Origin of the sequence: Actinoplanes couchii (assembly GCF_016862075.1) — a bacterium.
Lineage (GTDB): Bacteria > Actinomycetota > Actinomycetes > Mycobacteriales > Micromonosporaceae > Actinoplanes > Actinoplanes couchii.
Map to the genome: position 1 here is coordinate 21,557 of NZ_BOMG01000011.1, position 23,932 is coordinate 45,488.

The following is a 23,932-nucleotide window of genomic DNA, read 5'->3' on the forward strand; positions in this document are numbered from 1 at the left end:
ACAGCCGTATGACCCGGAATAACCGTGCTGCGTTTTGTCACACCCACGAACTAGCCTGGTGCGCATGACGAGTCCCGCCGAGAAGTACGCGGCATCCAAGCGGCGGGCGGCGTACCCGGCGCTCGAAGATTTCCGGCTCGACGTGGGCTTCGACCTGGACGACTTCCAGCGCGAGGCGTGCGAGGTCCTGGAGCGCGGCAACGGTGTGCTGGTGTGCGCCCCGACCGGCGCCGGCAAGACCGTGGTCGGTGAGTTCGCCGTGCACCTGGCCCTGCGCTCGGGTGAGCGCAAATGCTTCTACACCACCCCGATCAAGGCTCTGTCCAACCAGAAGTACCACGACCTGGTCGCGCGGTACGGAGCGGACAAGGTCGGCCTGCTCACCGGCGACAACGCGATCAACGGTGACGCCCCGGTGGTCGTGATGACCACCGAGGTGCTGCGCAACATGCTCTACTCCGGCTCCGATCAGCTGCGCGGGCTGGCCTATGTGGTGATGGACGAGGTGCACTACCTCGCCGACCGGTTCCGCGGCGCGGTCTGGGAAGAGGTGATCATCCACCTTCCGGCTTCGGTGACGCTCGTCTCACTCTCCGCCACGGTCAGCAACTACGAGGAGTTCGCCGACTGGCTGGTCACCGTCCGCGGCGAGACCGAGGTGGTGGTCAGCGAGCACCGGCCGGTCCCGCTCTGGCAGCACATGCTCGTCGGCCGGCGCATGTTCGACCTGTTCCACGACGCCGACGCGGCCCGCAAACACGACGTCCACCCCGAGCTGCTGCGCCACACCCGGGAGATGGAGCGCCGGCAGGAGTTCACCGACCGGGCCGCCTCCGGGTGGAAAGGCGGGCGCGGCAAACGCTGGCAGCCGCCGCCCCGGGCCGACGTCGTCGAGCGGTTGCAGCGCGCGGACCTGCTGCCCGCCATCCTGTTCATCTTCAGCCGGGCCGGGTGCGCCGCCGCGGTGAAACAGTGCCTGGACGCCGGGCTGCGGCTGACCCTCCCCGAGGAGCGAGCCGAGATCCGCCGGATCGTCGCGTCCAAGGTGACCAGCATCCCGCCGGAGGACCTGTCGGTGCTCGGCTACTGGGAGTGGCTCGACGGCCTGGAGCGTGGCGTCGCCGCCCACCACGCCGGCATGCTCCCCGCCTTCAAGGAGGCGGTCGAGGAGTGCTTCGTTAAAGGCCTGGTCAAGGCGGTCTTCGCCACCGAGACGCTGGCCCTGGGCATCAACATGCCGGCCCGCTGCGTCGTCCTCGAGCGGCTCGTCAAGTTCAACGGTGAGGCCCACGTCGACCTGACCCCGGGGGAGTACACGCAGCTCACCGGCCGGGCCGGGCGCCGGGGCATCGACGTCGAGGGCCACGCCGTGGTGCTGTGGAGCCCCGACGTCGACCCCCGGCACGTCGCCGGGCTCGCCTCCACCCGCACCTTCCCGCTGCGGTCCTCGTTCCGGCCGTCCTACAACATGGCCGTCAACCTGGTCGGCAGCGTCGGCGCGGACAAGTCCCGGGAGCTGCTCGAGTCGTCGTTCGCCCAGTTCCAGGCCGACCGGTCGGTGGTCGGCCTGGCCCGTCAGGTGCAGCGCAACGTCGAGACCATGGAGTCGTACGGGTCGGACGCCGCCTGCCACCAGGGCGACTTTGACGAGTACTTCGGACTGCGCGTCGCCATAGCCGACCGGGAGAAGTCACTGTCCCGCCAGGGCGTGCAGCAGCGCCGGTCGGCGGCCGTCTCCGCGCTGGAGAAACTGCGGCACGGCGACGTGATCCGGGTACCGAACGGGCGGCGCGCCGGCCTGGCCGTCGTCCTGGAACCGGCGGTCGGCGGTTTCGGGGAGCCGCGCCCGCTGGTGCTCACCCAGGACCGCTGGGCCGGCCGGGTCAGCCCCGGCGACTTCAACGGCCCGGTCGAGGTGCTGACCAGGCTGCGGGTGCCGAAGGGCTTCAACCACCGCTCACCCGGCGCCCGCCGCGACCTGGCCGCCCAGGTCTCCGGCACCGGCCTGGACCGGCACCCGGACCGCCGGCGTGGCGGCCGCAGCCGGGCCAACCCCGGTGAGGACGCCGAGGTCGCCCTGCTCAAGGTGCAGCTGCGGCAGCACCCGTGCCACGCCTGCCCGGACCGGGAGGACCACGCCCGCTCGGCCGAGCGCCGGCACCGGCTCCAGCGTGACACCGACGCGCTGCGCGACAAGGTGGCCGGGCGGACCGGGTCGCTGGCCCGCACGTTCGACCAGGTGTGCGCGGTCCTGTCGGTCCGCGGCTACCTGTCGTCGGACGGCGAGGTGACCGACGCCGGGCGGATGCTCGGCCGGATCTGGTCCGAGGCCGACCTGCTCGTCGCCGAGTGCCTGCGGCAGGGCGTGTGGGACGGGCTGGCCCCCGATGAGCTGGCCGCGGCGGTGTCCATGGTGCTCTACGAGTCCCGGCGGGAGGGCGAGGACCGCGCCTCGGTGCCGAACGGGCCGATCAGCGCCGCCGTCGACGCCTGCGCCAAGCTGTGGGGAGAGATCGCCGCCGACGAGAGCGAGTACGGGCTGGCCCTGACCCGCGAGCCCGACCCCGGGTTCGTCTGGCCGATGTACCGGTGGGCCCGGGGCGAGCCGCTCGCCCGGGTGCTGTCCAGCGGGCACCACGACGCGGACATGCCGGCCGGGGACTTCGTGCGGTGGGCCCGTCAGGTGCTCGACCTGCTCAGCCAGGTGCGGGAGGCTTCGGCGGCCTCACCCAGCGTCAAGGACACCGCCCGCAAGGCGATCACCGCGGTCAACCGGGGGGTGCTGGCCCTGCACCAGGGCGGCGTCTGACCGGCCGCACCCGCCGCGGCGGGCCTGCTGCGGCGGGCCTCGCCGCCGGGTTCCGGGTCTCGGGTGCCGGGCCGTGCCGTCGGGTTGTGCCGTTGGCCCGTGCCGTCGGGTTGTGCCGTTGGCCTTTGGGTGGTGCCGTCGGTTTTTGGGTGGTGCCGTCGGGTGGTGCCGTCGGTCTTTGGGCCGTGCCACCGGGTTGTGCCGTCGACCGCCGGGCCGTCGGCCTCCCGGGCCTTACTGCCGGGTGCTGTGCCTTGCCGCCGGGCGGTGGCCCCGCGGGGATCGTCGCGGATGGTGAATCTTCGTTGACGGTCTCATGGGGATAAATCAAGAATTGCGGCGGCGGCAGGTTCAGTCTCGTGGGGCGCGCCCGGAGCGAGGCGGGGCCGGCCGGTGTCCGGTGTCAGCCGGTGGGGGCGGTTCGCCACCCGGGTGACGTCCGGCGGCGGCCGGCCCCGCGGCGGTCCCGGCCCGCTCCACGAGAACGAATCCAGGCGGAAACGTAAACGAATCCAGGTGGAATCGTTGTCGCGGCTGGACGGGCTCCGCGGGTCGCCATGGGCTCCGCGGGGTGCCGGAAAGCCCGGGAGAAGGGGACATGGGCGCGGGCTCACCGCATCTGATCGGGTGGTCCGGTGACGCGGTGGCGGACTCCGTGCTGGCCGTCATCGACGCGGACACCGCGATCATCGAGCTGTCGGTGTGGGGCGGATGGGACCGTGCGCTCTCCGCACAGGCCCGCACGGTGCTCGACAAGTGCCTCGCCGAACACCCCACCGGGATGATCATCGACCTGCACCGGCTGCGGGATCCGCAGGCGGTCAGCGCCCCGCTCTGGCTGACGGTGTGCGCCCAGGGCGCGGCCCTGGTCCCGCCGATCGTGGTGGCGGTCTGCCTTCCCGCACACGCCGCCCTGGCCCGGCGGCTACGGCGGCTGGGGGCCCGGGACTGGCTCGTGTTGTACGCGACGGTTCCCCAGGCGCGGGCGGCGATGGACGGGCGGCATCCGCTGCCGGACCGGCTGCACCTGGCCCTGCCACCGGACCCGGGGGCGGCGACCCGGGCCCGGTCGCTGGTGAGCGAGGCCTGCACCGGCTGGCGGCTCGGCCACCTCCGCGAACGCGCCCGTCTGATCATCTCCGAGCTGGTGGTGAACGCGGCCGAGCACGCCGGCACCGACATCGAGGTGGTGATCTCCGCCCGGGGGACCGGGGCCGGGGCCGCCCTGCACCTCGCCGTGTACGACGGGGATCCGGACCTGCCGCGCATGCGTGACCCGGTGACCGGCCCGCTCGGCCCGTCCCTGACCGACCGCGGCCTGGGCCTGCGCATCGTCGACGCGGCGGCGTCCGCGTGGGGCGCCCTCCCGTCCCGCGCCGGAAAGCTGGTCTGGGCCATCGTCCGGTCCCGCCCGGAGGAACTCTCGTGAGAGGAGACCCGAAGAGGCCCGGGCGAGCCGAGAGGGCGAGGGACGGCCTGGCGCGGCGCGGCGGAGGGCGAGGGACGGCGAGGCCTGGCGCGGCCCAGCCTGGCCTGGCGCGGCCCAGCCTGGCGCGGCCTGGCCTGGCCTTGCCCGACTGTGCCTTGCCTTGCCCGGCGCGGCGCGGCGCGGAGAGGGGCCGGAAGGCGAGGGGCGGTTCGGTGCGGGGGGAGGTGGGCCGGAGGGTGAGAGGAAGCCCGGAGGGAGGGAAGCCGGAGCAGAGCCGGTGAGGTGAGGGGACTGGAGCGCCGCGCAGCCGGGGAAGTCACCAGGAGCAGGGCGCGGCCGGAAAGTCACCGGGAGCAGGGCGCGGCCGGAAAGTCACCGGGAGCAGGGCGCGGCCGGGGAAGTCACCGCGAGCAGGGTGCGGGCGGGGTGCGGAACAGGCGCGTGTGGTGGGTGGGTATCAGGGAGCGGAGGAGACGGTGTGAACGCGAGCGGGACCAGGATCGACGGGGAACAGGCCGGGGACCGGCTGATGATCACGCTGCGGGGGAGCCTCGACGCCGTGTCGGTGGACGCGCTGCAGAGTCAGCTCTACGACATGACCCGGGTGTACGACATCCTCGGGCTGGGCACACCGGTCCGGCAGATCCACATCGACGTGGCCGGGGTCGATTTCTGTGACGCGGCCGGGCTGCGGATGCTGGTGGCGGCCCGCCGGGTCGCCGAGTCCCGGCAGGCCACCTGCCATCTGCATTCCCCGCAACCGCATCTGCGCTGGCTGCTGCGGGCCACCCGTGCCGCCGACCTCTTCGACGGCGTGTGAGACCCAGTGTGTGAGGCCCGGCCTGTGGGATCCGGCCTGTGAGGCCCGGCCTGTGGGATCCGGCCTGTGAGGCCCGGCCTGTGGGATCCGGCATGCGAGGCCCGGGTGGCGAGGCCGCGCGAGGCCCGGAAAGGCGACCGGCGACCTACTTGTCGTAGTAGAAGTCCATCGCCTCGCCGTAGTTGGACGGCTTCTTGATGCCCTGGTTCTTGCCGTGGTTGCTCAGCTTGGTGGTCATCTTCAGGGTCTTCTTGCTGTCCAGGATGTCCACGCTGATGGCGGTCACCCACCCGGCCGCGTTCGTGGTGGCGGTGAACTGGGCACTCCCGCCGAGCCACACCGAGATGGCCGGGGTGCCGACCGGCAGGAAGCCCTCGTTGAACTTGTCGCCCTCGATGTCGAGGCGCCCGGCGTAGCTGTTGGCGCCGGTGCTGCGGACCGTGTCCACCGACTGGATGAAGCGGGTCATCCCGGTCGGGTCGGTCATGTCGTAGTAGTACAGCGACGTCTTCTTGACCCGCTTGAGGTTCAGGTGCACCCAGGTCTCGCCGTTCTTGCCGCGCGAGTACAGATCGGTGCCGACGACGATGCGCTGTCCCTGATCGGTCTTCTTGCCGCCACCGCTGAGCTTCTGCGTGACGTTGATCTTCTTGGCTTTCGCGTCGTACGAGCCGGAGCCGGTGATCTTCTGGTTGTCGACGGCGTCACCACTGACCGAGAACTTGTAGCTCGCGGCCTTGGTCTTCTCCAGGGCGGCCATCAGCGCGGGCTTGGCGTCCGGCTCGGCCGGCGCAGACGGTGACGGCGAGGAGCCGGCCTCGGTGGCGACCGGCGCCCCGGAGGCGCCGGTGCCGGAACCCGACCCGGTGCCGGCCGCGGGCAGCGGCGGCAGCAGCGGAGTCGTGCAGCCGCCGGCCACCAGCGCGACGGATATGGCGAGCAGAACAGGACGGTACAACTTCATCGGATCCTCCCCCGTGAGACGCATTGAGGATCCTAAGGGGGAGCGCAAGCGAAATTCACGCAGGCCAGGGGCGTGACGAGGAGTCGAACAGCCGGGGATCGCTCTGGATCGGGACCACGCACAGCAGGTGACCACCCGGTGCACGCAGGGTTTTGTGCCCGCCGTGGTCGGCCACCATCGTCGCGCCGAGCCCGATCAGCCGGGCGGTCTCCGCCTCGACGTCGTCGGTCTCGATGTCCAGGTGGTAGCGGGGCGCGTCGTCGACCGACTGCACGTCCACGGCCAGCCCCGGGAAGGCGTCGTGGAGTTTGATGAACTCCTCCTCGCCCGGGATCGGCTGGGCGGTGGTGCCGAACGCGCCGGCCCAGAACGTCGCCGCGGCGGGGGTGTCGGCGGCCGGGGTGTCGATGAAGAGCCCGAACAGGCGGCTGCGATGCATGATCGAGACCTTACGCGTAGAGAGCGTCCAATTGCGACTGGTAACGTTCCTCGACGGCCCGCCGGCGGAGCTTCATCGACGGCGTGAGCAGCCCGCTCGCCACGTCCAGGTGCTCATCGACGATCACGTGCCTCTTGATGGTCTCCCACGGGTTGAGGCCGGCGTTGAGCTCCTTGATGCAGCGGTCGATCTCGGCCTCGGTCTCCGGGGTGCGGGACACCCCTTCGTCCAGGTCGATCAGCGCCGAGACGAACTTGCGCCGGTCGCCGTGCACCAGGACCTGGCCGACCAGCGGGCACAGCGCCTTGAGCTTGGCCTCGATCGCGGCCGGGGCGACGTACTTCCCGGTGGAGGTTTTGATCAGGTCTTTCTTGCGGTCGGTGATCTTCAGCGAGCCACGCGCGGTGATCTCGCCGATGTCGCCGGTGGGCAGCCAGCCGTCCACCATGATCGGATCCAGGCCGTGGTAGCCGCTCATCATGCCCGGCCCGCGCAGCATGATCTCGCCGTCCTCGGCGATCCGCACGTCGGTGCCGGGCAGCGGGCGGCCGACCGTGCCGTACTCCGGGTCGTCCGGCCGGTTGAAGATCGTGGTGGCGCAGGACTCGGTCAGCCCGTAACCCTCGGCGATCGGCAGGCCCAGCGCGCCGAACCACGCGGCGATGCCCGCGTCGAGGGCGCTGGCGCCGGAGATGAAGTACCGCATCCGGCCACCGAACCGGGCCCGCACCCGGGACAGCAGCACGTCGGCGAGCGGGTTGCGGTGCCCGGCCCGGACCGCGAGCCCGAACAGCTTCCCCTTCAGCCCGCCGCCGACCTGGGCGTTGACCCCGGCGTACACCTTCTCGAAGATCCGTGGCACGGCCGGCATGATGGTCGGGCGCACCTCGGCGAGCCGGTCCACGATCCGGCTGGTGTCACCGTCCACCGCGAACTCGAAACCGACCGAGATCTGGCAGGCCAGCAGCGCCTTGCCGAACGCGTGTGACAGCGGCAGCCACAGGTAACCGACGTCGTCCGGCCGGACGATCCCCATCGCCTGGATGGCGAGTCCCTGGTAGACCCAGGCACTGTGGGCGATCCGCACCCCCTTGGGCAGCCCGGTGGTGCCGGACGTGTAGATCAGCGTGGCCAGCTGGTCCGGGCGGACCGCGGCGGTGGTCCGCGCGACCAGGTCCGGATCGGACTCCAGCGCGGCCCGGCCCTCGGCCCGCAACCCGTCCAGCTCCTCGAAGAGGAAGACCTCCGCCACGTGCGGGGCGACCTTGTCACGCTGGGCGGCGTCCTCGGCGAACGCGAACCGGCTGCCCGAGTCGGTGAGGATGTGCCGCACCTCCTCCGGCGACGACGACGGGTAGACCGTGGTGGTCGCGCCGCCGGCACACATCACGCCGAAGTCGGCCTGGATCCAGGTGACGCTGGTGGCGGCGGCGATCGCGACCCGGTCCTCCGGGCGCAGGCCGCGGGTGATCAGGGCGGCCGCGATCTCCCGGACCGCCTCCGCGGTCTCCCCCCAGGTGTGCGCGACCCACTCACCGCCGGTCCCGGGGCTGCGATAGGCGACTTCCGCGGGCGTACGCCCGGCGCGGTCCAGGAACATGGCCCCGAACGAGTCCGGGGTGTCCTCCTGGAGCTCGGCCAGCAGCTTCTGCTCGTGTTCGGGAGCGGTGCACGACGTCATCAGGCCTCCAATCGCCTTTTGATCTTGCCCGACCCGGAGCCGGATGAACGGGTCGGGTGGCGACGCTCACGAGCGATGTTCCGATGAATTTCTCGGGTCACGGGCCACCTGCGGGTACCCGGCCACGGCAGGATGGGAAACGTGGCAGACGACCTACAGCTGGCCCTGGAAGCCGCCCTAGCGGGTTCCGCCGTCGCACTCCGGCATTTCGCGGCCCTCGCGGAACTGCCCCGGGAGATGAAGAAGGACGGGTCGGTGGTGACCGCCGCCGACCGTGCCGTCGAGGACCGCATCCGCGAGGTGCTCACCGAGGCCCGCCCCGGCGACGCCATCCTCGGTGAGGAGCACGGCGAGACCCTGGGCACCGAGGGCCGCCGCTGGATCATCGACCCGATCGACGGCACGCATCTGTACGTCGAGGGCGACAACCGCTGGCTGGTCCTGATCGCGCTGGAGGACCAGGGCGAGATCACGGTGGGGGTGGCGGCGGTCCCGGCCCAGGGCCGCATCTGGTGGGCGGTGCGCGGCGGAGGAGCTTTCGAGGCCGTCGTACGCGACGCCAGGATCGTCGACGAGCAGCGCATCCACGTGGCCGGCGGCCCGGCCCCGGCGCTCGCCGACACCCGGCTCGGTGTGGTGCCGAGCTGGGGGCGGGAACCGTTCACCGCCCTGTTCGAGGCCGCCGACGAGCGGGAGTGGTCGTTGCAGCCGGCCCTGCTGGTGGCCCGCGGCGACCTGGACCTGTCGTTGCAGACCGGCGGCCAGATCTGGGACTTCGCCGCCACCTCGCTGATCGTCACCGAGGCCGGCGGGTTCTATCGCGGACTGGACGGCCGGACCGTCCCCGGCCCGGGCGCGGCGCTGTCCGGCCGGGCCCGGGAGGTGGTCGACGAAGCCTTCGACCTGGTCAGGGGGCGTGCAGAGTGATGGTGGTCCAGGCGCCGACGTGCACCTGGTCGCCGTCCTTCAGAGAGCGTGACTGACCGGCGCCCAGCGGCTGGTCCTCGTCGTTGATCCAGGTTCCGTTCGAGGAGCCGACGTCGGAGACCAGCCATGCGCCGTCGATGCTCAGGGTCAGCAGGGCGTGGCTGTGCGAGACCCCGGGGTCGGAGGGCTCGGCGGCCAGGTCGATCTCCGGGTCGGTGCCCTTCGACGAGCTCTTGCGCCCGATCCGCACCTGCGGCGGCACCAGCGTCACGGTCTGCGGCAGGGTGCCCGCCGGGAACGTGACGCCCTCGATGTCGTTGAGCGCGAAGTACTCCTGGTCCGGCACCACCGTCGCGGTCCACGGCCCGGTGACGGCCGGGGCGGCCGGGGACGTGGGCGCCACCACCGGCGCGGGTGTGTCGATCTGCGGCACCTTGCCGGTGTTGTGGTCGAACCCGCAGTCCTCACAGAACCGGAACGGGCCGCTGCGGGGGTACCCGCAGTTCGGGCACTTCTCCTTCGGTGGGGCGCTGACCGCGGCCGCCGGCGCCTGGACCAGGACGGCGGCCGGGGCCGCGCCCTCGATCCGGGTGCCGCAGGTGTCGCAGAAGTCGGGCTCGCCGGAGGCGTGACCCTTCGGGCAGGGGAACGTGCTCACTGCCCCCACCCCACGCGCACGGTCTTGGTCGACCGGGTGTCCAGGGCCATCTCGTCCTCGGCGGCCACCTTGCGCTTGAGCCGCACCGTGCCGGTCACCGGGTCCTCGATGTCGACCACCTTGGCCAGCAGCTCCTCGGTGGCCTTGTTGCCGCTGGCGTGCGCGAGCTGCGCCGCCCGGCCGAACTTGATGGTCGCGGTCCGGTCGTCGCCGGACTCCCGGGCCGCGATGCCGGCCTGGATCGCGTCGGCCAGCTCGGCCTGCCCGGTGTAGTGCGCGACCTGCCGATTGATTTTGGTGGAGAGCGCGGTGTCGTCGGTCCACACCGCCCGGACCAGGCAGCGGGCGTGCTCGGTGTCGCCCTCCATCACATGCACCCGGGCCGCCAGCATCTCGTCGCCGGATGCGCCGGCCGGCACGTCGACGCAGATGTGGTAGTCGCGGCTCTCCTGACCCCACGAGCCGAGCGGGTAGCGGCCGGCCCGCGGCCCGTCCTCGGCACGCTTGCCGGTCAGGTCGGCCACCAGCGGCTCCACCTGCTTGACGAACCGGACCGAGGCGTTCACCGGCGTCCACACCTTGAGCTGGACGTCGGCACTGGTCTTGCCCATCGCCGCGGTGATCATCTGCTGGAACGACTCGGCCAGCTCGGCCGGCTTGGCGACGATGTCGACGGTGCCCAGCATCTTGTCGGCGATCTTGCGGAGCTCGGCGACCTTCCAGTTGGCGCCGACACCCCGGCAGTCGCAGACGAACGACTCCTTGATCCGTTCGAGCACCGTCTCCAGGTAGCCCTGCCGCTCGCCGTTGTCACCGTCGGTCAGCAGGATGGCGTGCTTGATGTCGCCCGGCCGCTGCTCGAACAGCTGGGCGGCCAGCAGCAGCCAGGCGCCCATCGCCGTGCCGCCGTTGGCCTGCAGCCGGTCGATCGCGACCGCCGCCTGCGCGCGGCTCTGCGCGGAGGAGACCGCCAGCTCACCCGGGGCGGGGAAGAGCTGCTGGGCGGTGCTGACCCCGGCGATGATCGCGAAGTGGACACCGTCGTCGATGCACTCGACGGCGGCTTTCGCGGCCTGCCGGGCGGCCGCGATCCGGCCCTCGGCCTGCATGGACCCGGACGCGTCCACGATGATGATCTCGGTCGCGCCACCGGTACGGCGGCCGCCCTCGCCACCTGTCGACGTCACTGTCACGATCGCGTTGACTTCACTCGCGCCCAGGGCGAGGTACTCGTTCTGGAAGGCCTCGGCGGTGTAGGACACTCTCGGGACTCCTTATGCCAGTTCCGTTGTCGTGGGTTCGGCCGGCCGCACCGGGATCAGCGCGACCGTGATGTTGTCCGCGCCGCCCGCCGCGTTGGCGTAGGCGACCAGCGCCCGGGTCGCCCCCAGCAGCGAGTTCGCGGTCTCCAGGCAGTCCCGGACGACCGAGCCGAAATCGGCCGCGTCGGGCAGGTAGTTCCACAGGCCGTCGCTGCACAGGATCAGGTGACCCGGCTCGGACGCGGTGAACGACCGCACCCGCGGCGCCACCGGCCCGGCGTCGGCGCCCAGCCAGGCGGTGATGGCGTGCGCCTTCGGGTCGTTCATCGCGGTCACCGGGTCGACGCCCATCGCGATCACGTGGGTGGCCCACGAGTCGTCCTCGGTGAGCTGCTCGGCGGGACCCTCCGGGCCGAGCCAGTAGATCCGGCTGTCGCCGACCCAGCCGTAGCCGACGTGCGGGCCGCGGATCGCGGCGGCGATGATCGTGCAGGCCGGGTTCGCGGCGGCCCGCCGCGGGTCACCGGTGTGCGCCAGCGACGCCACCGCGGCCGCCGCACCGGCGATCGCGTGCGACACCGCACCGGCCAGGCCCGCCGCGCCGGCCGGGCGTTCCAGCCCCTCCAGGTCGGCGGTCCCGTCCGGGTCGCCCTCCTCGCCGGCCGGCTCGTCCGGGTGACGGGCGCCGGCCAGCAGCTCACCGGCGGCGCGGACGGCGATGTCCGAGGCGGCGTCCGGGTCGAACGAGGCCGAGACCCCGTCACAGACCACCACGTCGGCGGCCTCCACCCCGACGGCCAGCCACATCGCGTCCTCGTTGCGGTGGTGGCGGCGGCCACGGTCGCTCACCGCGGCGCCCGAGGGTCCGCCGTCGGCCTCCAGATGATCCCGCGATCGGCCGGCCATCATGCCGCACTCCTCGCAATAGCCGTCGTCGCCCACGGAACCGGCTGCCCCGCAGCGCACACAGTCCTTTTTAGCCGCCGGGAGCTCGACTTCGGAAGCGGGTTCGGCCAGCTTCCTCCCGCACGCCTCGCAGAAGGAGGCGCCGGCGGCGCGCTCCTCGTCGCACGAGGTGCATTCGGTCACGATCATCGGTGCGGGTCCTGCCTCTCTCACGTACGCGTCCGCGGCCGCACCGCGTTCGCCAGGTCAACCAGGCGGATCTTCTCCGCGCCGTGTGTCGCCCGGGCCATCTCCCGGTATGCCGACTCCAGCGCGAACCGCACGTCCCGTTCCGGCAGTCGCTCCGCCGGGGTGCCACCGATCACCGTGGCCAGCACCGGCGGATCGATCGCCGTGCCCTTGCCGATCGTCCGCAGGGTCTGCTCCAGCAGCTCGGCCCGCAGTGCGGCGAGCTGGGCCGCCTCCACCTCGAGGCGGGCGATCAGACCGGCCGCGGCGGCCAGCGAATCCACGTCGACGACCGTCGACGCATGTGCCTTGACCAGCGCCCGGATCGCGCCGATCTGCGAACTCGGGTAGGCCGACGAGGTGCCCGGCACCCGGCTGTACGCCTCGACCGCCCCGGCCCGGTCGCCACCCTGCAGCCGGCAGCGGGCCAGCCCGGCGGCGGCCGTGGTGTAGGCCGGATCGGTGCGGCTGACCACGTCGTAGTGCAGGCACGCCCCGGCCGGGTCACCGGCCAGCTCGGCGGTCATGCCCAGGGCCAGCTGCGGCGCCAGCTCGCCGGGCAGCGCCGACCACACCGCGTCGAACCGCTGCCGGGCCCGCGCGAAGTCACCGGTGGTGAGCGCGAGCAGGCCGTCGTACCAGTCGATGCGCCAGTCCGCCGACTCGGCCGCGAGCGCGTCGCGGACCTCGGCCGCCTTCGCCGCGTCACCCTGGTCGACGAACGCCCGCAGCCGCCGCAGCCCGACCTCGACCGAGTCCTGCGGCGCGCTCTCCAGCTGCGCCAGCACGGTTCCCGGGTCGGCGGCGGTGATCGACGCGAGCAGCCCGGCGGCCGGGTCGCTGAGGTCCACCAGCGGGGTCGGCAGGTCCTGCCAGCGGGCCCGGTCGTCGCGCAGGTCGGTGCGCAGCTCACCGGTGAACCAGCGGGAGATCGCCGGGTGCGGGGTGCCCCCGGCGGCGAGGACCTGCCGCAGCACGCCGAGCATCTGCTCGGCCATCTCGGCGGCGTCGCCGAACCGCTCGTCCCGGTCGGTGTGGGTGGCCCGCAGCAGCAGCCGGTAGAACGACTCGTGCCGGGAGTAGGCCTCGAAGTCGCCGCGCTCCGGCAGGCTGTCGGCGAACGTGCTCTGGTACCCGCGGAAGTCGGTGGTGAGCACCGCCAGCGTGCGGCCGATGGTGTAGAGGTCGGACTGCGCCGACGGCCCCAGCTGCGCCATCTCCGGCGCCTGGTAACCGACGGTGCCGTAGATCGCCGCGTCCTGGTCGTCGATGTGCACCACACCGCCGAGGTCGATCAGCTTCATCTGGTCACCGGACTGGATCACGTTGTCCGGTTTGAAGTCGCAGAAGATCAGGCCACGCTCGTGCAGGTAGCCGAACGCGGGCATGATCTCCAGCACGTACGCCAGGGCCTGCTCCACCGGCAGCGGGCTGACCACACCGTTGACCCGGCGCTCCTTGAGCACGTCCTTGAGCGACTTGCCGCCGACGAACTCCATCACGATGTAGCCGGCGCCGTCGTGCTCGACGAAGTTGTAGATCTTGACGATGTTCGGGTGCTCGACCTCGGCCAGGAACCGCTGCTCGGCCAGCGCCGCCGCCAGGGCGTCCTCGTCGCCGGAGTTGAGCAGGCCCTTGAGCACCACCCAGCGGTCCGAGACGTTCTTGTCCACGGCCAGGTAGATCCAGCCCAGGCCGCCGTGCGCGAGCGCGCCGACCACCTCATATTGCCCGCCGACCAGGTCGCCCTTGGTCAGTTTCGGGGCGAAGTTGAACGCCTCGCCGCAGCTCGGGCAGTACCCCGACGCGCGGGCCTCCCGGCTGTCCCGGGACCGGCCGACCGCGTTGCCGCACCTGCCGCAGTACCGTTTCGACTCCGGCACCTCGGCCACGGCCATCACCGCGGTCGCCGGGTCCGCCTGCCGGATCGGCGCGATGTCCACCAGTCCACCGCCGAAGCGGCGAGCCGTTCCGGTCCGGGAGGATCCGGTGCGGGAAGACCCTCTGCCGGTACGGGTGGAGAGGGCACTGCTCCGGGTGGAACCCGTGGTGGCCTTCGTCCCCGTGGTGCTCCTCGTCCCGGCGGCGGGCCCGGCGGCCGGCGCCAGCCCGCACGTGTCGCAGTAGCCGTCCTCGATCGCGCCGGAACAGCCGGGCCGGTGGCACCTGCCGTCGTCGGCGGCCGCGGCGACCGGGGCCGGGGCAGCGGGTTTCGGGGCCGCCGGCCGGGTGACGGCCGGCGCGAGTCCGCAGGTGTCGCAGTAGCCGTCCTCGATCGTGCCGGAACAGTTGTCACGCAGGCAGCTGGTCATCGGGTCCCCCGGGAGGCGATGGTGGCGGAGAGCGCGTCCTGATAGGCGTCGACGGCGGCCCGTGCCGCCGGCAGGTCACACGGAGCCTGGTAGAGGTGGTCGCGGGCGGCCTGGGCCAGCGGGCCCAGCGCCGGATCCTCACCGAGGCCCCGGCTCAGGGCCTTCGCCCGGTACGCGTCGAGCCGCCCGCGCAGCTCGTTGCGCTCGGTCAGCAGGGCGCCGGTGCGGGCCGCCGCGTCGCGCAGCACGGTCAGGCGGTCGGCCGACCGGCGGCGCCAGGCCGACAGCCGCGGGCTGATCAGGCTCCACTGCCCGGCGGCGGCCAGCGCGTCGATCGCGGCCAGCTCCGGGCGCGGGTCGATCGGACGTACCGCGATGATCTGGTCGTCGGGGAACCGCCCGGCCGCGGCGTCGCGCGCATCGTCGGCCGCCCGCTGCGCCGCGTCGAGCTCGGCCAGCAGGGCCCGGGCGTCGCGCAGCCGCTGGGTGAGTGACGCCCGCAGCTCGGCCGCCGACGTCCGTTCCGCGTCGGCCCGCTCGACCAGGGCCGTCACCCGGGCCAGCCCGGTCAGGTCGGCGCCGAGCGGATCGGACAGCAGCACCCGGGTGATGTCGCCGAGCAGCCGGTCGGCCTCGGCCAGCAGCTGGTCGGCCCCGGACGGCCCGGACTGCCGGGTCAGGTCGCGCACCCGCTGCATGGCGTCGGCGGCCTCGGCGGCGGCCGGCATGCCCCGCCGCCACGCCTCGCCGGCGCTGGTCACCACGGCGACCGCGGTGCTGAACGAGGCCTCCATCGCCGACAGCAGCTCGGCCGGGGTGCAGGTGGAGACGACCTGACCGGAACCGAGCAGCCCGCGCTGGGCCAGCGGCACCGTCGCGGTGGACAGCGTGATCGACGCGCCGAGCACCTGGTGCTGGTAGGCGGCCCGGTCGGCGTCGTTCATCCGCCGCTGCCCGCGCAGCGTCTCGGCCCGGGCGATCACCTCGGTCAGCTGCCGGTGCCCCTGCCAGAGGCCCTCCAGCGCGGTGCCGGCGTCGGCCCATGCGGTCGCGGTCCGCCCGGTCAGCGGGATCCGGCCCAGCTCCTGGCGATCCGGGTTCTGGTCCAGCTCCACCAGGTTGGTGGCGATGGCGGCGACGGCGCCGGAGAGGCGGGCCAGCTCGGTGTCGGCGGCGGTCGTGGTGCTCATCGGTACTTCGCCGCCGGGGGCTGCGGGGCCGGGGCGGTCAGCCACTTGGCGTAGATCTTCGCCCAGGTGCCGTCGCTGCGGGTCTTCTCCAGCACCGCGTTCACGAACTCGGTGAACTCGGGGTGCTTCTTGGAGACCGCCGCCGCGTACGGCTCGGAGGTGAATTTCGGGCCGACCACCTTGGCGTACGGGTCCTGGGTGGCCAGGCCGGCCAGGATCGTGTCGTCGGTGGAGATCGCGTCCACCTCGCCGAGCTGGAAGGCGACCAGGCACTCGCCGAAGTCGGCCCGCGCCACCGGGACCGGCCCGGTGCTGACCTTGCCGATGTTCTCCAGCGAGGTGGAGCCGGTGGCCGCGCAGACCGGGCGCTTGCCCAGGTCCTCGATCTTCGTCACGGTCGAGTCCTTGCCGACCAGCACCCGCTGGCCCGCCTCGAAGTAGACCGTGGAGAAGTCGACCTGCTCCCAGCGGGCGCAGTTGGTGGTCATCGTGCTGATCGCCAGGTCGACCTCTTCGTCGACGACCGCGTTCACCCGGTTCGAGCGGGGGACGACCCGGATCTCCAGTTTGTCCGGGTCGCCGAAGATCGCCTTGGCGATCTCCCGGCCCATGTCGACGTCGAAGCCCTCGATCTTGCCGGTGAACGGGTCGCGCGAGCTGAACAACAGGGTGTCCTGGGTGGTGCCGAGGATCAGCCGGCCGCGCTTGCGGATCTCCTGCATGTAGCTGCCGGCCGGCATCTGGGTGCCCTTGGCCGGCCGGAAGCTGGCCCGGGCGTCGCAGGTCTCCGGCGGTTGCGGGGTGGCGCTGGTGGCGGCCGCACTCGGTGTCGCCTCCGCTTGCGGAGCGGAGGCCGGCGTGTCGGTGCAGGCGGTCAGCCCGGCGAGCAGGATCGCGGAGCAGGCCAGAGCGAGACGGTTGTGCTTCACCGGTACTCCTCCAGCCGGGCCCGCAGGCCGATCACCGCGAACAGACAGATCACCAGGGCCAGCAGCGGGCCCAGCACGGTCAGCGAACCCAGCCCCCGCCCGGCCGACCCGATCTGGCCGTCGAAGGCCGCGCGCCGGTCCGCCGAGGCGTCGTCCAGAGTCTTCGTGAGCTGGTCGAACGCTGTCGACGTCTCGTCACCGACGGCCAGTTCCACCGCACCCTCGTAGTCGCCGTTGTCGTCCAGGGAGCGGATCTTCTCATGCAGCGTCACGTAGCCGTCGTGCTGGGCCGTCGCGGTGCTCATCCGGTCACCCACCGGCCGGAGCTCCGGTCCGTCGAAGGTGACCTGCCCCCGGATGGTCTTGAACTCGGTCTCCAGCGTGCCGCTGCCGGCCCGGGCGACCAGGGTGAGCGCCTCGTCGGCCCGCTCCCGCAGCACCAGGACCCGCATCTCGGCCAGCGTCTCCACCGGCGCCGACCCGAGCCGCACCGCGTCGGTCAGCTTGGCCCGCTGGTGCAGGAAGACCGCCGCGGTGCCGGCCAGCAGGAGCAGGGTGAGCGCGGACGCGGTCAGCAGCGGCAGGTTGAACGTGCGCCGGGTGCTCCGGCTCAGCCGGATCTGGATCACGAGCAGGGCCGCCACCAGCGCCGCGACCAGCACCCCGAGCAGGGTCAGCCACCAGGTGCTGCGGGCGTTCGTGTAGCCCGCTTCGGCCTCCCGCCCGGCCTCGCGGAACAGGATCTCCGCCTGCGGCTGGAGCGTCTCGCGGTTGAGCTTGGAGGCGGTCGACAGGTAGGACGCACCGACCGGTTTGCCCTGCCGGTTGAGGGCCCGGGCGGTGGCGACCAGCGCGGCGTAGTCGTTGAGACCGGTCGCGACGGCCCGGATCGCCTCGCCCGCCGGCCCGTCCTGCGGCACCCGGCGGGCGGCCGAGGTGAGGGCGGTGGCGGCGTCGGCCAGATCCTTGTCGTAGCGCGCGGTCAGGGCCGGCGGCTCCAGACCGCCGGCCAGGAACGCCAGGGCGGCGGTGGTGTCCGCGTCGGCCAGCGACGACTGGATGGTTTCCGCCTCGGCCAGCAGCGGCTGGGCGCGATCTCGCAGATCCGCCGTGCCGGTGCCGGCCGACCACGCGGTCAGGCCGGTCACCAGCCCGGCGAGACAGGCCAGGACCAGCAGGACGGCCAGCATCAGCTGGAGCCGGCCGGGCGAGCTGTGCCGCATGCCGGCGAGCCGTCGTAACGCCACCCGGGGTGGCGCCTGTACCGCAGTCACTATGGTGCCCTCTCGCTGGGGGATCGCACGTCCACTGTGCGTCACTGGCGCAAGCGATCGAGCAGGAGTCTACGGCGGGCGTATGACGGTTTCGGCTCAGCTCAGCTCGCGCTTGAGCAGCTTCCCGGTAGCGGTCATCGGCAGCGCTTCCACGATCGTGACGATTCGCGGGTACTTGTACGACGCCATCTGTTCCCGGCTCCACGCGACCAGTTCGTCCCCGGTGACCGTGGCGCCCGGGTTCAGGATCACGAACGCCTTGACCTCCTCGCCGTGGCTCTCGTGCGGGACGCCGATCACCGCGGCCAGCGAGACCGCCTCGTGGGTGATCAGGACCTCCTCGATCTCCCGGGGGTAGACGTTGAAACCACCCCGGATGATCATGTCCTTCGCCCGGTCGACGATGTAGTAGAACCCGTCGGCATCCCGGCGGGCCAGGTCGCCGGTGCGGAACCAGCCGTCCCGCATCACCTCGGCGGTGGCCTCCGGGCGCCCGATGTACCCGCGGAAGATGTTGTGCCCGCGGATCGCGATCTCGCCGATCTCGTCCACCTTCCCGACGGTGTTCCACTCCGGGTCGATCAGCTTGACCTCGATGCCCCAGACCGGGATGCCGATCGAACCGGGACGGGGGTCGCTGTGCGGGTCGCTGAAGGTGGCCACCGGCGACGTCTCGGACAGGCCGTAGCCCTCCAGGATGGTGACGCCGAGCCGCTCCTTGACCGCCCGGATGATCTCCACCGGCAGGCTGGAGCCACCGGAGACGGCGACCCGCATGTTGGCCGCGATCCGGTCCACGTCCACGCTGTCGTCCAGGGCGTTGAGCAGCCCCCAGTACATGGTCGGCACCCCGGCGAAGAACGTCACGTCCTCGCTCTGCAGCAGCGCGACCGCGGCCTTCGGCTCGAACCGGGGGAGCAGCACCAGGGTGGCGGCGGTGGCGAAACCGGCGTTCATGTTGACCGTGCTGCCGAACGAGTGGAACAGCGGCAGCACCAGCAGGTGGGTGTCGGTGGCCGGCTGGCTGCCGAAGAGCCGGTTGCAGGTCAGCGCGTTGAGGATCAGGTTCGAGTGGGACAGCTCGGCGCCCTTGGCCTGTCCGGTCGTCCCGCTGGTGTAGAGGATCACCGCGGCGTCGCTCTCGTCCCGCAGCACCGTCTCGAACACCGGCGACTGGCCGGCCAGCGCCGAGCCCAGCGTCTCCGCGCCCTCGATCGGCGACGCGGCCGCCGGGTCCGCGGTGATCAGGAAGAAGTGCTCGGCGCCCTCGGTCTCACCGAACCCGGCGAAGCCCTCGGCACCCATCGGCAGCTCGGGGGTGCCCTGGAAGCAGAGGTAGGCCTTCGCGCCGGAGTCCTTCAGGTGGTACGCGATCTCCCGGCCCTTGAGCAGGACGTTCAGCGGTACGACCACCGCGCCCGCCTTGAGGATGCCGTAGTAGACGATCGGGAAGTACGGCAGGTTCGGGCAGGTCAGCGCCACCTTGTCGCCGGGCTGGATGCCCCGGGCCACCAGCATGGCGGCCACCTGGCTCGCCGCGGCGTCCACCTGGGCGTAGGTGAGCCGCTGCGGGCCCAGCACCACGGCGGTGCGCTCCGGGTGCCGGCGAGCGCTGTCCTCCAGGAGAACGGAGAGGTTGAGCATGTGGCGGAACCCTTCTTACCGATGGATCTGTGACGGCAGTCTCATCCCAGCACGGGGAGCGGTGGCACGGAAGCCTCCGTTTCGGTCGTGTTTCCCCGGTCGTGATTCGTCAGATCGGGCACCGGGGTGCCGATGGCACATTCGTGGGTATCCCGGTGCTGGACGCGGTGCACGTCGGCCGTCAGCCGATCTTCGACGTGCACGGTGACGTGGTGGCGTACGAGCTGCTCTTCCGCGGCCGGATGGACGCCGTCGCGTCGGGACGGCAGGACACCTATGCCACCAGCACGGTGATGGTGAACGCCTTCACCGAGTTCGGCATCGCCGAGGTGGCCGGCAACCGGCCGTGTTTCATCAACCTGACCCGTGAGTTCGTGACCGGGCGGCTGCCCCTGCCGTTCGGCCCGGAGCAGGTGGTGCTCGAGGTGCTGGAGACGGTCGACGTCGACGACGAGGTGATCACCGGGCTCACCGCCCTGGCCGAGGCCGGCTACAAGATCGCGCTCGACGACTTCGTCTGGGGCTCCGGCCACGAACAACTGCTGGGCCTGGCGTCGTACGTCAAATTGGATCTGCTCGACGGCGACCTGAGCCGCCTCGACGACATCGTCGCCGCCTGCCGCGCGTATCCCCGGATCCAGCTGGTCGCGGAGCGTCTGGAGACCGCCGCCGAGGTGGCCGTCGCCGACCGCTACGGCATGGAACTGCGCCAGGGGTACGCGCTGAGCCGCCCCCAGGTGCTCACCGCGCCCAGCCTCTCCCCGTCCCGGATGCGCCGGCTGGAGCTGGTCGCCGCGCTGATGACGCCGGACGTGCCGATGGAGAAGATCACCTCGATCATCGTCAGCGACCCGGCCCTGGCGCTGCGGGTGCTGCGGGTCAGCAACTCGGTGGCCGCCGGGGTGGTCAGCCGGATCTCCTCGATCCGGCAGGCGGTGATGCTGGTCGGCCTGACCCAGATCCGCCGCTGGGCCACCCTGATGGTCGTCGACGACGTCGCCGAGGCCCCCGAGGAGCAGCTGCTCACCGCGCTGACCCAGGCCCGGCTCTGCGAGAACCTGGCCCCGCGGTTCCGTGCCGACCCGGGCGCGGCGTTCATCGCCGGGCTGGTCACCGGGATGGCCGGGCTGATGGACATGACCACCGCCGCGATGGCCGAGCAGCTGCCGCTGACCAGCGACGTGTCGGACGCGCTGACCCGCGGGACCGGACGACTGGGCCAGGTGCTGGCGGCGGTCCGGGCCTACGAGGACGGCGAGTGGGGCAGTGACGACCTGGCCGGGCTGTCGCTGGACGCGATGCGCTGGTCCACCCGGACGCTGAACGCCGCCTCCCAGCTCACGCCTGCCGCGGCAGGACGCCGCCGCCATCGGGACGCGGCGCGCTGACCTCCGGCTCGTCGGTCTCCTCGATCTCGATCTCGTCGGCCTCCAGGACCTGCCACTCGGTCTCCTCGACCGGGTGCCGCCCGGTCCACCAGACACCGGACGCGGTCAGCGCCAGGTTCAGCACCGCCGGGCCGAGGACGAACAGGTCACGGGCGCCGCTGTCGAAAAGCCCGTACCGGTTGTCCAGCAGACAGACGAACACCGACCACGGCATGCCGAGCACCATCAGCGCCATGCCGACCAGACCCGCGCCGAGGTTCGGCCGCGGATCGGCGGCGGCGGCCGCGCTGGCCGGGCCGAACCACAGGTAGATCAGTGGGAGCAGGAGCACGGCTTGCGCCGTGACCAGCGCCCAGAGCTTCCGGCGCCGGGCGCGCCTCGCGTCGTCCTGCGACAGGCCGTCGTCCGCATACGCGTCCTGTCGCGCGTCGTGCTGCATGTCTGCGACCCCCTGAGTGTGATCGCGTCAGCCTAGATCGTTCCAGGACGGCGCAGGAGTACCCCCGGCTGATCAGATATCCGGACCGCAACCGGCAAGATCGTGAAAAATCATGCCGCCCGGCCAGCAACCGGGCGGGTCAATTTCCGACCGTGACCGTGATCGTGGCCAGCAGCCCCGCCGCCAGGTCGAAACGGTCGCGCGGGACCACGGTCAGCGGGCCGCCCGCGATCGGGTGCGGATCGGGGTCGCCGGCCGGGCCGGGGGTGATCTGGCCGGCGATCTGCTCCGGGACGAACAGCGGCCCGGCGTAGGTGACCGCCCGGCCGCCCGCCAGGATACCTCCGACATGGACGGACGCGTCGATGCGGACCGGTTCGCCGGGGATCCGGCCGGGGTGGACGGTGCGGAACTCGGCGTACCCGTCGACGTCGGTGACCTGGGCCCCCCGCAGTTCCGCCGCGGGGGCGGCGGGCGCGGGGTGGCGCAGATCGACGACGGCGGCGGTGACCGGAAGGTGCGAGGCGGCGTGCAGGACCCGGATCCGGAGCATCAGCGGTACGCCGGGACGGTCCCCGGCGATGTCCCGGCGCACCAGTTCCAGGGGCAGATCCGGGGCCGGCCCGGCCGGGATCTCGGCCAGCGGGACCGGCTGTGGGCCTCGATGCGCGGGCCGGGGCACCGGCCTGCTGATGACCGGTGTTCCGCCACAGTCCTCGATCCGCACTGCCCACCCCCGCTGTAGATGCCTCAACGGAGTTGATCTTCGCAAGGAAAACGCCCTGAAGTGCGGTTTTGGGTGATTTGTCTGCTGTGCCTATCCGGCCCCGATGCGGAGCCTCACCTGCTGAGATTCCGGTACCGGCGGACGGCCATCGGGCCGACGACGACGATCAGCAGCACCGGCCACACCACCGCCAGCGGCAGCGCATGGGCGGCCGGCCACGAGTCCGACCCGATCCCCGGATTGCCGAACAACTCCCGGATCGCCGTCGTGGTCGCCGAGATCGGATTCCACTCGGAGACCACCCCCAGCCAGCCGGGCATCAGCTCCGGCGCCACGAACACATTGGAGATCGCGGTCAGCGGGAACGCCAGCGGGAACACGATCGTCGCCACCATGTCCGGGTTCTTCGCCAGCATCCCCAGCGCCACCCCGACACAGCTCAGTGCCAGCCGCAGCAGCAGGAGCAGCCCGATCGCGGCCAGCAGCCTCGGCACCCCGAGATGCCAGCGCCAGCCGACCGGCAGCCCGCACAGGACCAGCGCGGTGATCTCCAGCAGGGCCCGCACCTGATCGGCCGCCATCCGCCCGGTGATCAGCGCCGACCGGGGCATCGGCATCGACCGGAACCGGTCCACCACACCACGGTTCATGTCCACCGCGATCCCGGTGCCGGTCGCCCCGATCCCGTAGAACATCGTCATCACGAACACCCCCGGAACCAGGAACTCCCGGTAGTGGCCGCCACCGGGGACCGCCATCCCGCTGCCGAACACGTACCCGAAGACCAGCACGAACATGATCGGCAGCGAGAAGTAGATGACGATCTCCTCGGGCGCCCGCACCACGTGCCGCAGGTACCGGCCGGCCATCACCCGGCCGGCGGTGACCGCCGTCATGCCGGCACCTTCTCGGTCAGCGTCAGGAACGCCTCGTCCAGGGTCGGGCGGTGCACCCCGATGTCGGCGACCGTGATCGCCCCGTCCTGCAGACCGTGCAGCACCGCGGTCAGCGCGCCCACCCGGTCGGCCACCGGAACCCGCAGCCGCCGCTGATCCGGATCGATGTCCGGGACGGTCCCGGTCACCTCCTTGATCACCGCCGCCGCGTCGTCCAGCCGGTCCGCCTCGCGGATCACCACCTCCAGACGATCCGCGCCCAGCGCCGACTTCAGCTCGTCCGGAGTGCCCTCGGCCACCACCCGGCCGGCGTCCACCACCGAGATCCGGGCCGCCAGTTGATCCGCCTCCTCCAGGTACTGGGTGGTCAGCAGCACCGTCGTGCCCTCGGACACCAGATCCCGCACCGCCCGCCACACCTCGTTGCGGCTGCGCGGATCCAGGCCGGTGGTCGGCTCGTCCAGGAACAGCACCGCCGGGCGCCGGATCAGGCTCGCCGCCAGATCCAGACGCCGCCGCATGCCACCGGAATAGTCCTTCGCCGACCGGCTCGCCGCCCCGGCCAGGTCGAAACGCTCCAGCAGCTCCCCGGCCCGGGCCCGGGCCGCTGCCGGGGACAGGCCCTGCAACCGGCCGAACAACACCAGGTTCTGCCGGCCGCTGAGCAGATCGTCGACCGCCGCGTCCTGGCCGGTCAGAGCGATCCGCTCGCGCACCGTGCGCGGATCACCGGCCACATCGGCGCCGGCCACCTCCGCCCGGCCGGCGTCGAAACTCAGCAGCGTGGACAGCACCCGCACCGCCGTCGTCTTCCCGGCCCCGTTCGGGCCGAGCAGGCCGTGGACGATGCCGGCCGGCACGGTCAGGTCGAAGTCGTCGAGGGCCACCGCGCCCCCGCGAAAGCGTTTCCGCAGCCCCTCGGCCACGATCGTGGAAGTCATGCGGTCCAGCGTGGGCGGCGGCGCTGACCGGCGGCTGACCGCGCGCTGACCGGTGCTTCCGACCAGGGT

Annotated in this window: 20 protein-coding genes; 5 read left to right on the forward strand and 15 right to left on the reverse strand. The window is 72.1% G+C overall.

Features of this window, described 5'->3' with window-relative positions:
• The first annotated feature begins 64 nt into the window (after positions 1-64).
• From Aco03nite_RS02865 to Aco03nite_RS02875, 3 genes are all read left to right on the forward strand, one after another.
• Positions 65-2,809 (forward strand): DEAD/DEAH box helicase, encoded by a 2,745-nt coding sequence (locus Aco03nite_RS02865; RefSeq protein ID WP_203792985.1) that lies wholly within the window; start codon positions 65-67, stop codon positions 2,807-2,809.
• Between the two features lie 598 nt (positions 2,810-3,407).
• On the forward strand, positions 3,408-4,238 hold the full coding sequence (locus tag Aco03nite_RS02870; RefSeq protein WP_203792986.1) for an ATP-binding protein: 831 nt from the start codon (positions 3,408-3,410) through the stop codon (positions 4,236-4,238).
• A 478-nt stretch (positions 4,239-4,716) separates the two neighbouring features.
• Positions 4,717-5,058: an STAS domain-containing protein gene (locus tag Aco03nite_RS02875; protein ID WP_239144860.1), complete on the forward strand. Its 342-nt coding sequence runs from the start codon at positions 4,717-4,719 to the stop codon at positions 5,056-5,058.
• Positions 5,059-5,203: 145 nt separating this feature from the next.
• Here the strand turns inward: Aco03nite_RS02875 and Aco03nite_RS02880 are convergent, their stop codons facing one another.
• From Aco03nite_RS02880 to Aco03nite_RS02890, 3 genes are read right to left on the reverse strand one after another with little or no spacing between them, the layout of a single operon-like run.
• Positions 5,204-6,022 carry a hypothetical protein gene (locus tag Aco03nite_RS02880; protein ID WP_203792987.1) on the reverse strand — a complete coding sequence of 273 codons (819 nt, stop codon included), beginning with the start codon at positions 6,020-6,022 and terminating at the stop codon, positions 5,204-5,206.
• 55 nt (positions 6,023-6,077) lie between these two features.
• Positions 6,078-6,461 (reverse strand): VOC family protein, encoded by a 384-nt coding sequence (locus tag Aco03nite_RS02885; RefSeq protein WP_203792988.1) that lies wholly within the window; start codon positions 6,459-6,461, stop codon positions 6,078-6,080.
• Positions 6,462-6,471: 10 nt separating this feature from the next.
• On the reverse strand, positions 6,472-8,142 hold the full coding sequence (locus Aco03nite_RS02890) for an AMP-dependent synthetase/ligase (RefSeq protein ID WP_239144861.1): 1,671 nt from the start codon (positions 8,140-8,142) through the stop codon (positions 6,472-6,474).
• A 141-nt stretch (positions 8,143-8,283) separates the two neighbouring features.
• On the opposite strand from Aco03nite_RS02890, the gene Aco03nite_RS02895 reads away from it, so the two are divergent.
• Entirely contained in the window at positions 8,284-9,069 is a 786-nt protein-coding gene (locus Aco03nite_RS02895) for an inositol monophosphatase family protein (protein ID WP_373872563.1), read from the forward strand.
• Here the strand turns inward: Aco03nite_RS02895 and Aco03nite_RS02900 are convergent.
• From Aco03nite_RS02900 to Aco03nite_RS02935, 8 genes are all read right to left on the reverse strand, one after another.
• Positions 9,050-9,727, reverse strand: a complete 678-nt coding sequence (locus Aco03nite_RS02900) for a double zinc ribbon and FHA domain-containing protein (protein ID WP_203792990.1) — start codon at positions 9,725-9,727, stop codon at positions 9,050-9,052. The two genes, Aco03nite_RS02895 and Aco03nite_RS02900, sit on opposite strands and share 20 nt — an antisense overlap.
• On the reverse strand, positions 9,724-10,989 hold the full coding sequence (locus Aco03nite_RS02905) for a vWA domain-containing protein (RefSeq protein WP_203792991.1): 1,266 nt from the start codon (positions 10,987-10,989) through the stop codon (positions 9,724-9,726). The genes Aco03nite_RS02900 and Aco03nite_RS02905 overlap by 4 nt, the downstream gene beginning before the upstream one ends.
• 12 nt (positions 10,990-11,001) lie before the next feature.
• Positions 11,002-12,084, reverse strand: coding sequence for a PP2C family protein-serine/threonine phosphatase (locus Aco03nite_RS02910; protein ID WP_203792992.1), 1,083 nt, complete (start codon positions 12,082-12,084; stop codon positions 11,002-11,004).
• Between the two features lie 20 nt (positions 12,085-12,104).
• Positions 12,105-14,435: a serine/threonine-protein kinase gene (locus Aco03nite_RS02915; protein ID WP_203792993.1), complete on the reverse strand. Its 2,331-nt coding sequence runs from the start codon at positions 14,433-14,435 to the stop codon at positions 12,105-12,107.
• A complete protein-coding gene (locus Aco03nite_RS02920; RefSeq protein ID WP_203792994.1) occupies positions 14,432-15,625 on the reverse strand; it encodes a hypothetical protein in 1,194 nt (397 codons plus the stop codon). The genes Aco03nite_RS02915 and Aco03nite_RS02920 overlap by 4 nt, the downstream gene beginning before the upstream one ends.
• A complete protein-coding gene (locus Aco03nite_RS02925; RefSeq protein ID WP_239144862.1) occupies positions 15,622-16,554 on the reverse strand; it encodes a glutamate ABC transporter substrate-binding protein in 933 nt (310 codons plus the stop codon). The genes Aco03nite_RS02920 and Aco03nite_RS02925 overlap by 4 nt, the downstream gene beginning before the upstream one ends.
• Positions 16,551-17,828: a GlnX family signal transduction membrane protein gene (locus tag Aco03nite_RS02930; RefSeq protein WP_239144863.1), complete on the reverse strand. Its 1,278-nt coding sequence runs from the start codon at positions 17,826-17,828 to the stop codon at positions 16,551-16,553. Before Aco03nite_RS02930 ends, Aco03nite_RS02925 begins: the two co-directional genes overlap by 4 nt.
• Before the next feature lie 96 nt (positions 17,829-17,924).
• Positions 17,925-19,472, reverse strand: coding sequence for a long-chain-fatty-acid--CoA ligase (locus Aco03nite_RS02935; protein ID WP_203792995.1), 1,548 nt, complete (start codon positions 19,470-19,472; stop codon positions 17,925-17,927).
• 143 nt (positions 19,473-19,615) lie between these two features.
• Between Aco03nite_RS02935 and Aco03nite_RS02940 the strand changes: the two genes are divergently transcribed.
• On the forward strand, positions 19,616-20,860 hold the full coding sequence (locus tag Aco03nite_RS02940; RefSeq protein WP_239144864.1) for an EAL and HDOD domain-containing protein: 1,245 nt from the start codon (positions 19,616-19,618) through the stop codon (positions 20,858-20,860).
• Here the strand turns inward: Aco03nite_RS02940 and Aco03nite_RS02945 are convergent.
• From Aco03nite_RS02945 to Aco03nite_RS02960, 4 genes are all read right to left on the reverse strand, one after another.
• Positions 20,811-21,299, reverse strand: coding sequence for a hypothetical protein (locus Aco03nite_RS02945; protein WP_203792996.1), 489 nt, complete (start codon positions 21,297-21,299; stop codon positions 20,811-20,813). The genes Aco03nite_RS02940 and Aco03nite_RS02945 overlap by 50 nt on opposite strands.
• Before the next feature lie 139 nt (positions 21,300-21,438).
• Entirely contained in the window at positions 21,439-22,026 is a 588-nt protein-coding gene (locus Aco03nite_RS02950; RefSeq protein WP_203792997.1) for a peptidase associated/transthyretin-like domain-containing protein, read from the reverse strand.
• 113 nt (positions 22,027-22,139) lie between these two features.
• On the reverse strand, positions 22,140-22,922 hold the full coding sequence (locus Aco03nite_RS02955) for an ABC transporter permease (RefSeq protein WP_203792998.1): 783 nt from the start codon (positions 22,920-22,922) through the stop codon (positions 22,140-22,142).
• Positions 22,919-23,863, reverse strand: a complete 945-nt coding sequence (locus Aco03nite_RS02960; RefSeq protein ID WP_203792999.1) for an ATP-binding cassette domain-containing protein — start codon at positions 23,861-23,863, stop codon at positions 22,919-22,921. The genes Aco03nite_RS02955 and Aco03nite_RS02960 overlap by 4 nt, the downstream gene beginning before the upstream one ends.
• Between the last annotated feature and the right edge of the window lie 69 nt (positions 23,864-23,932).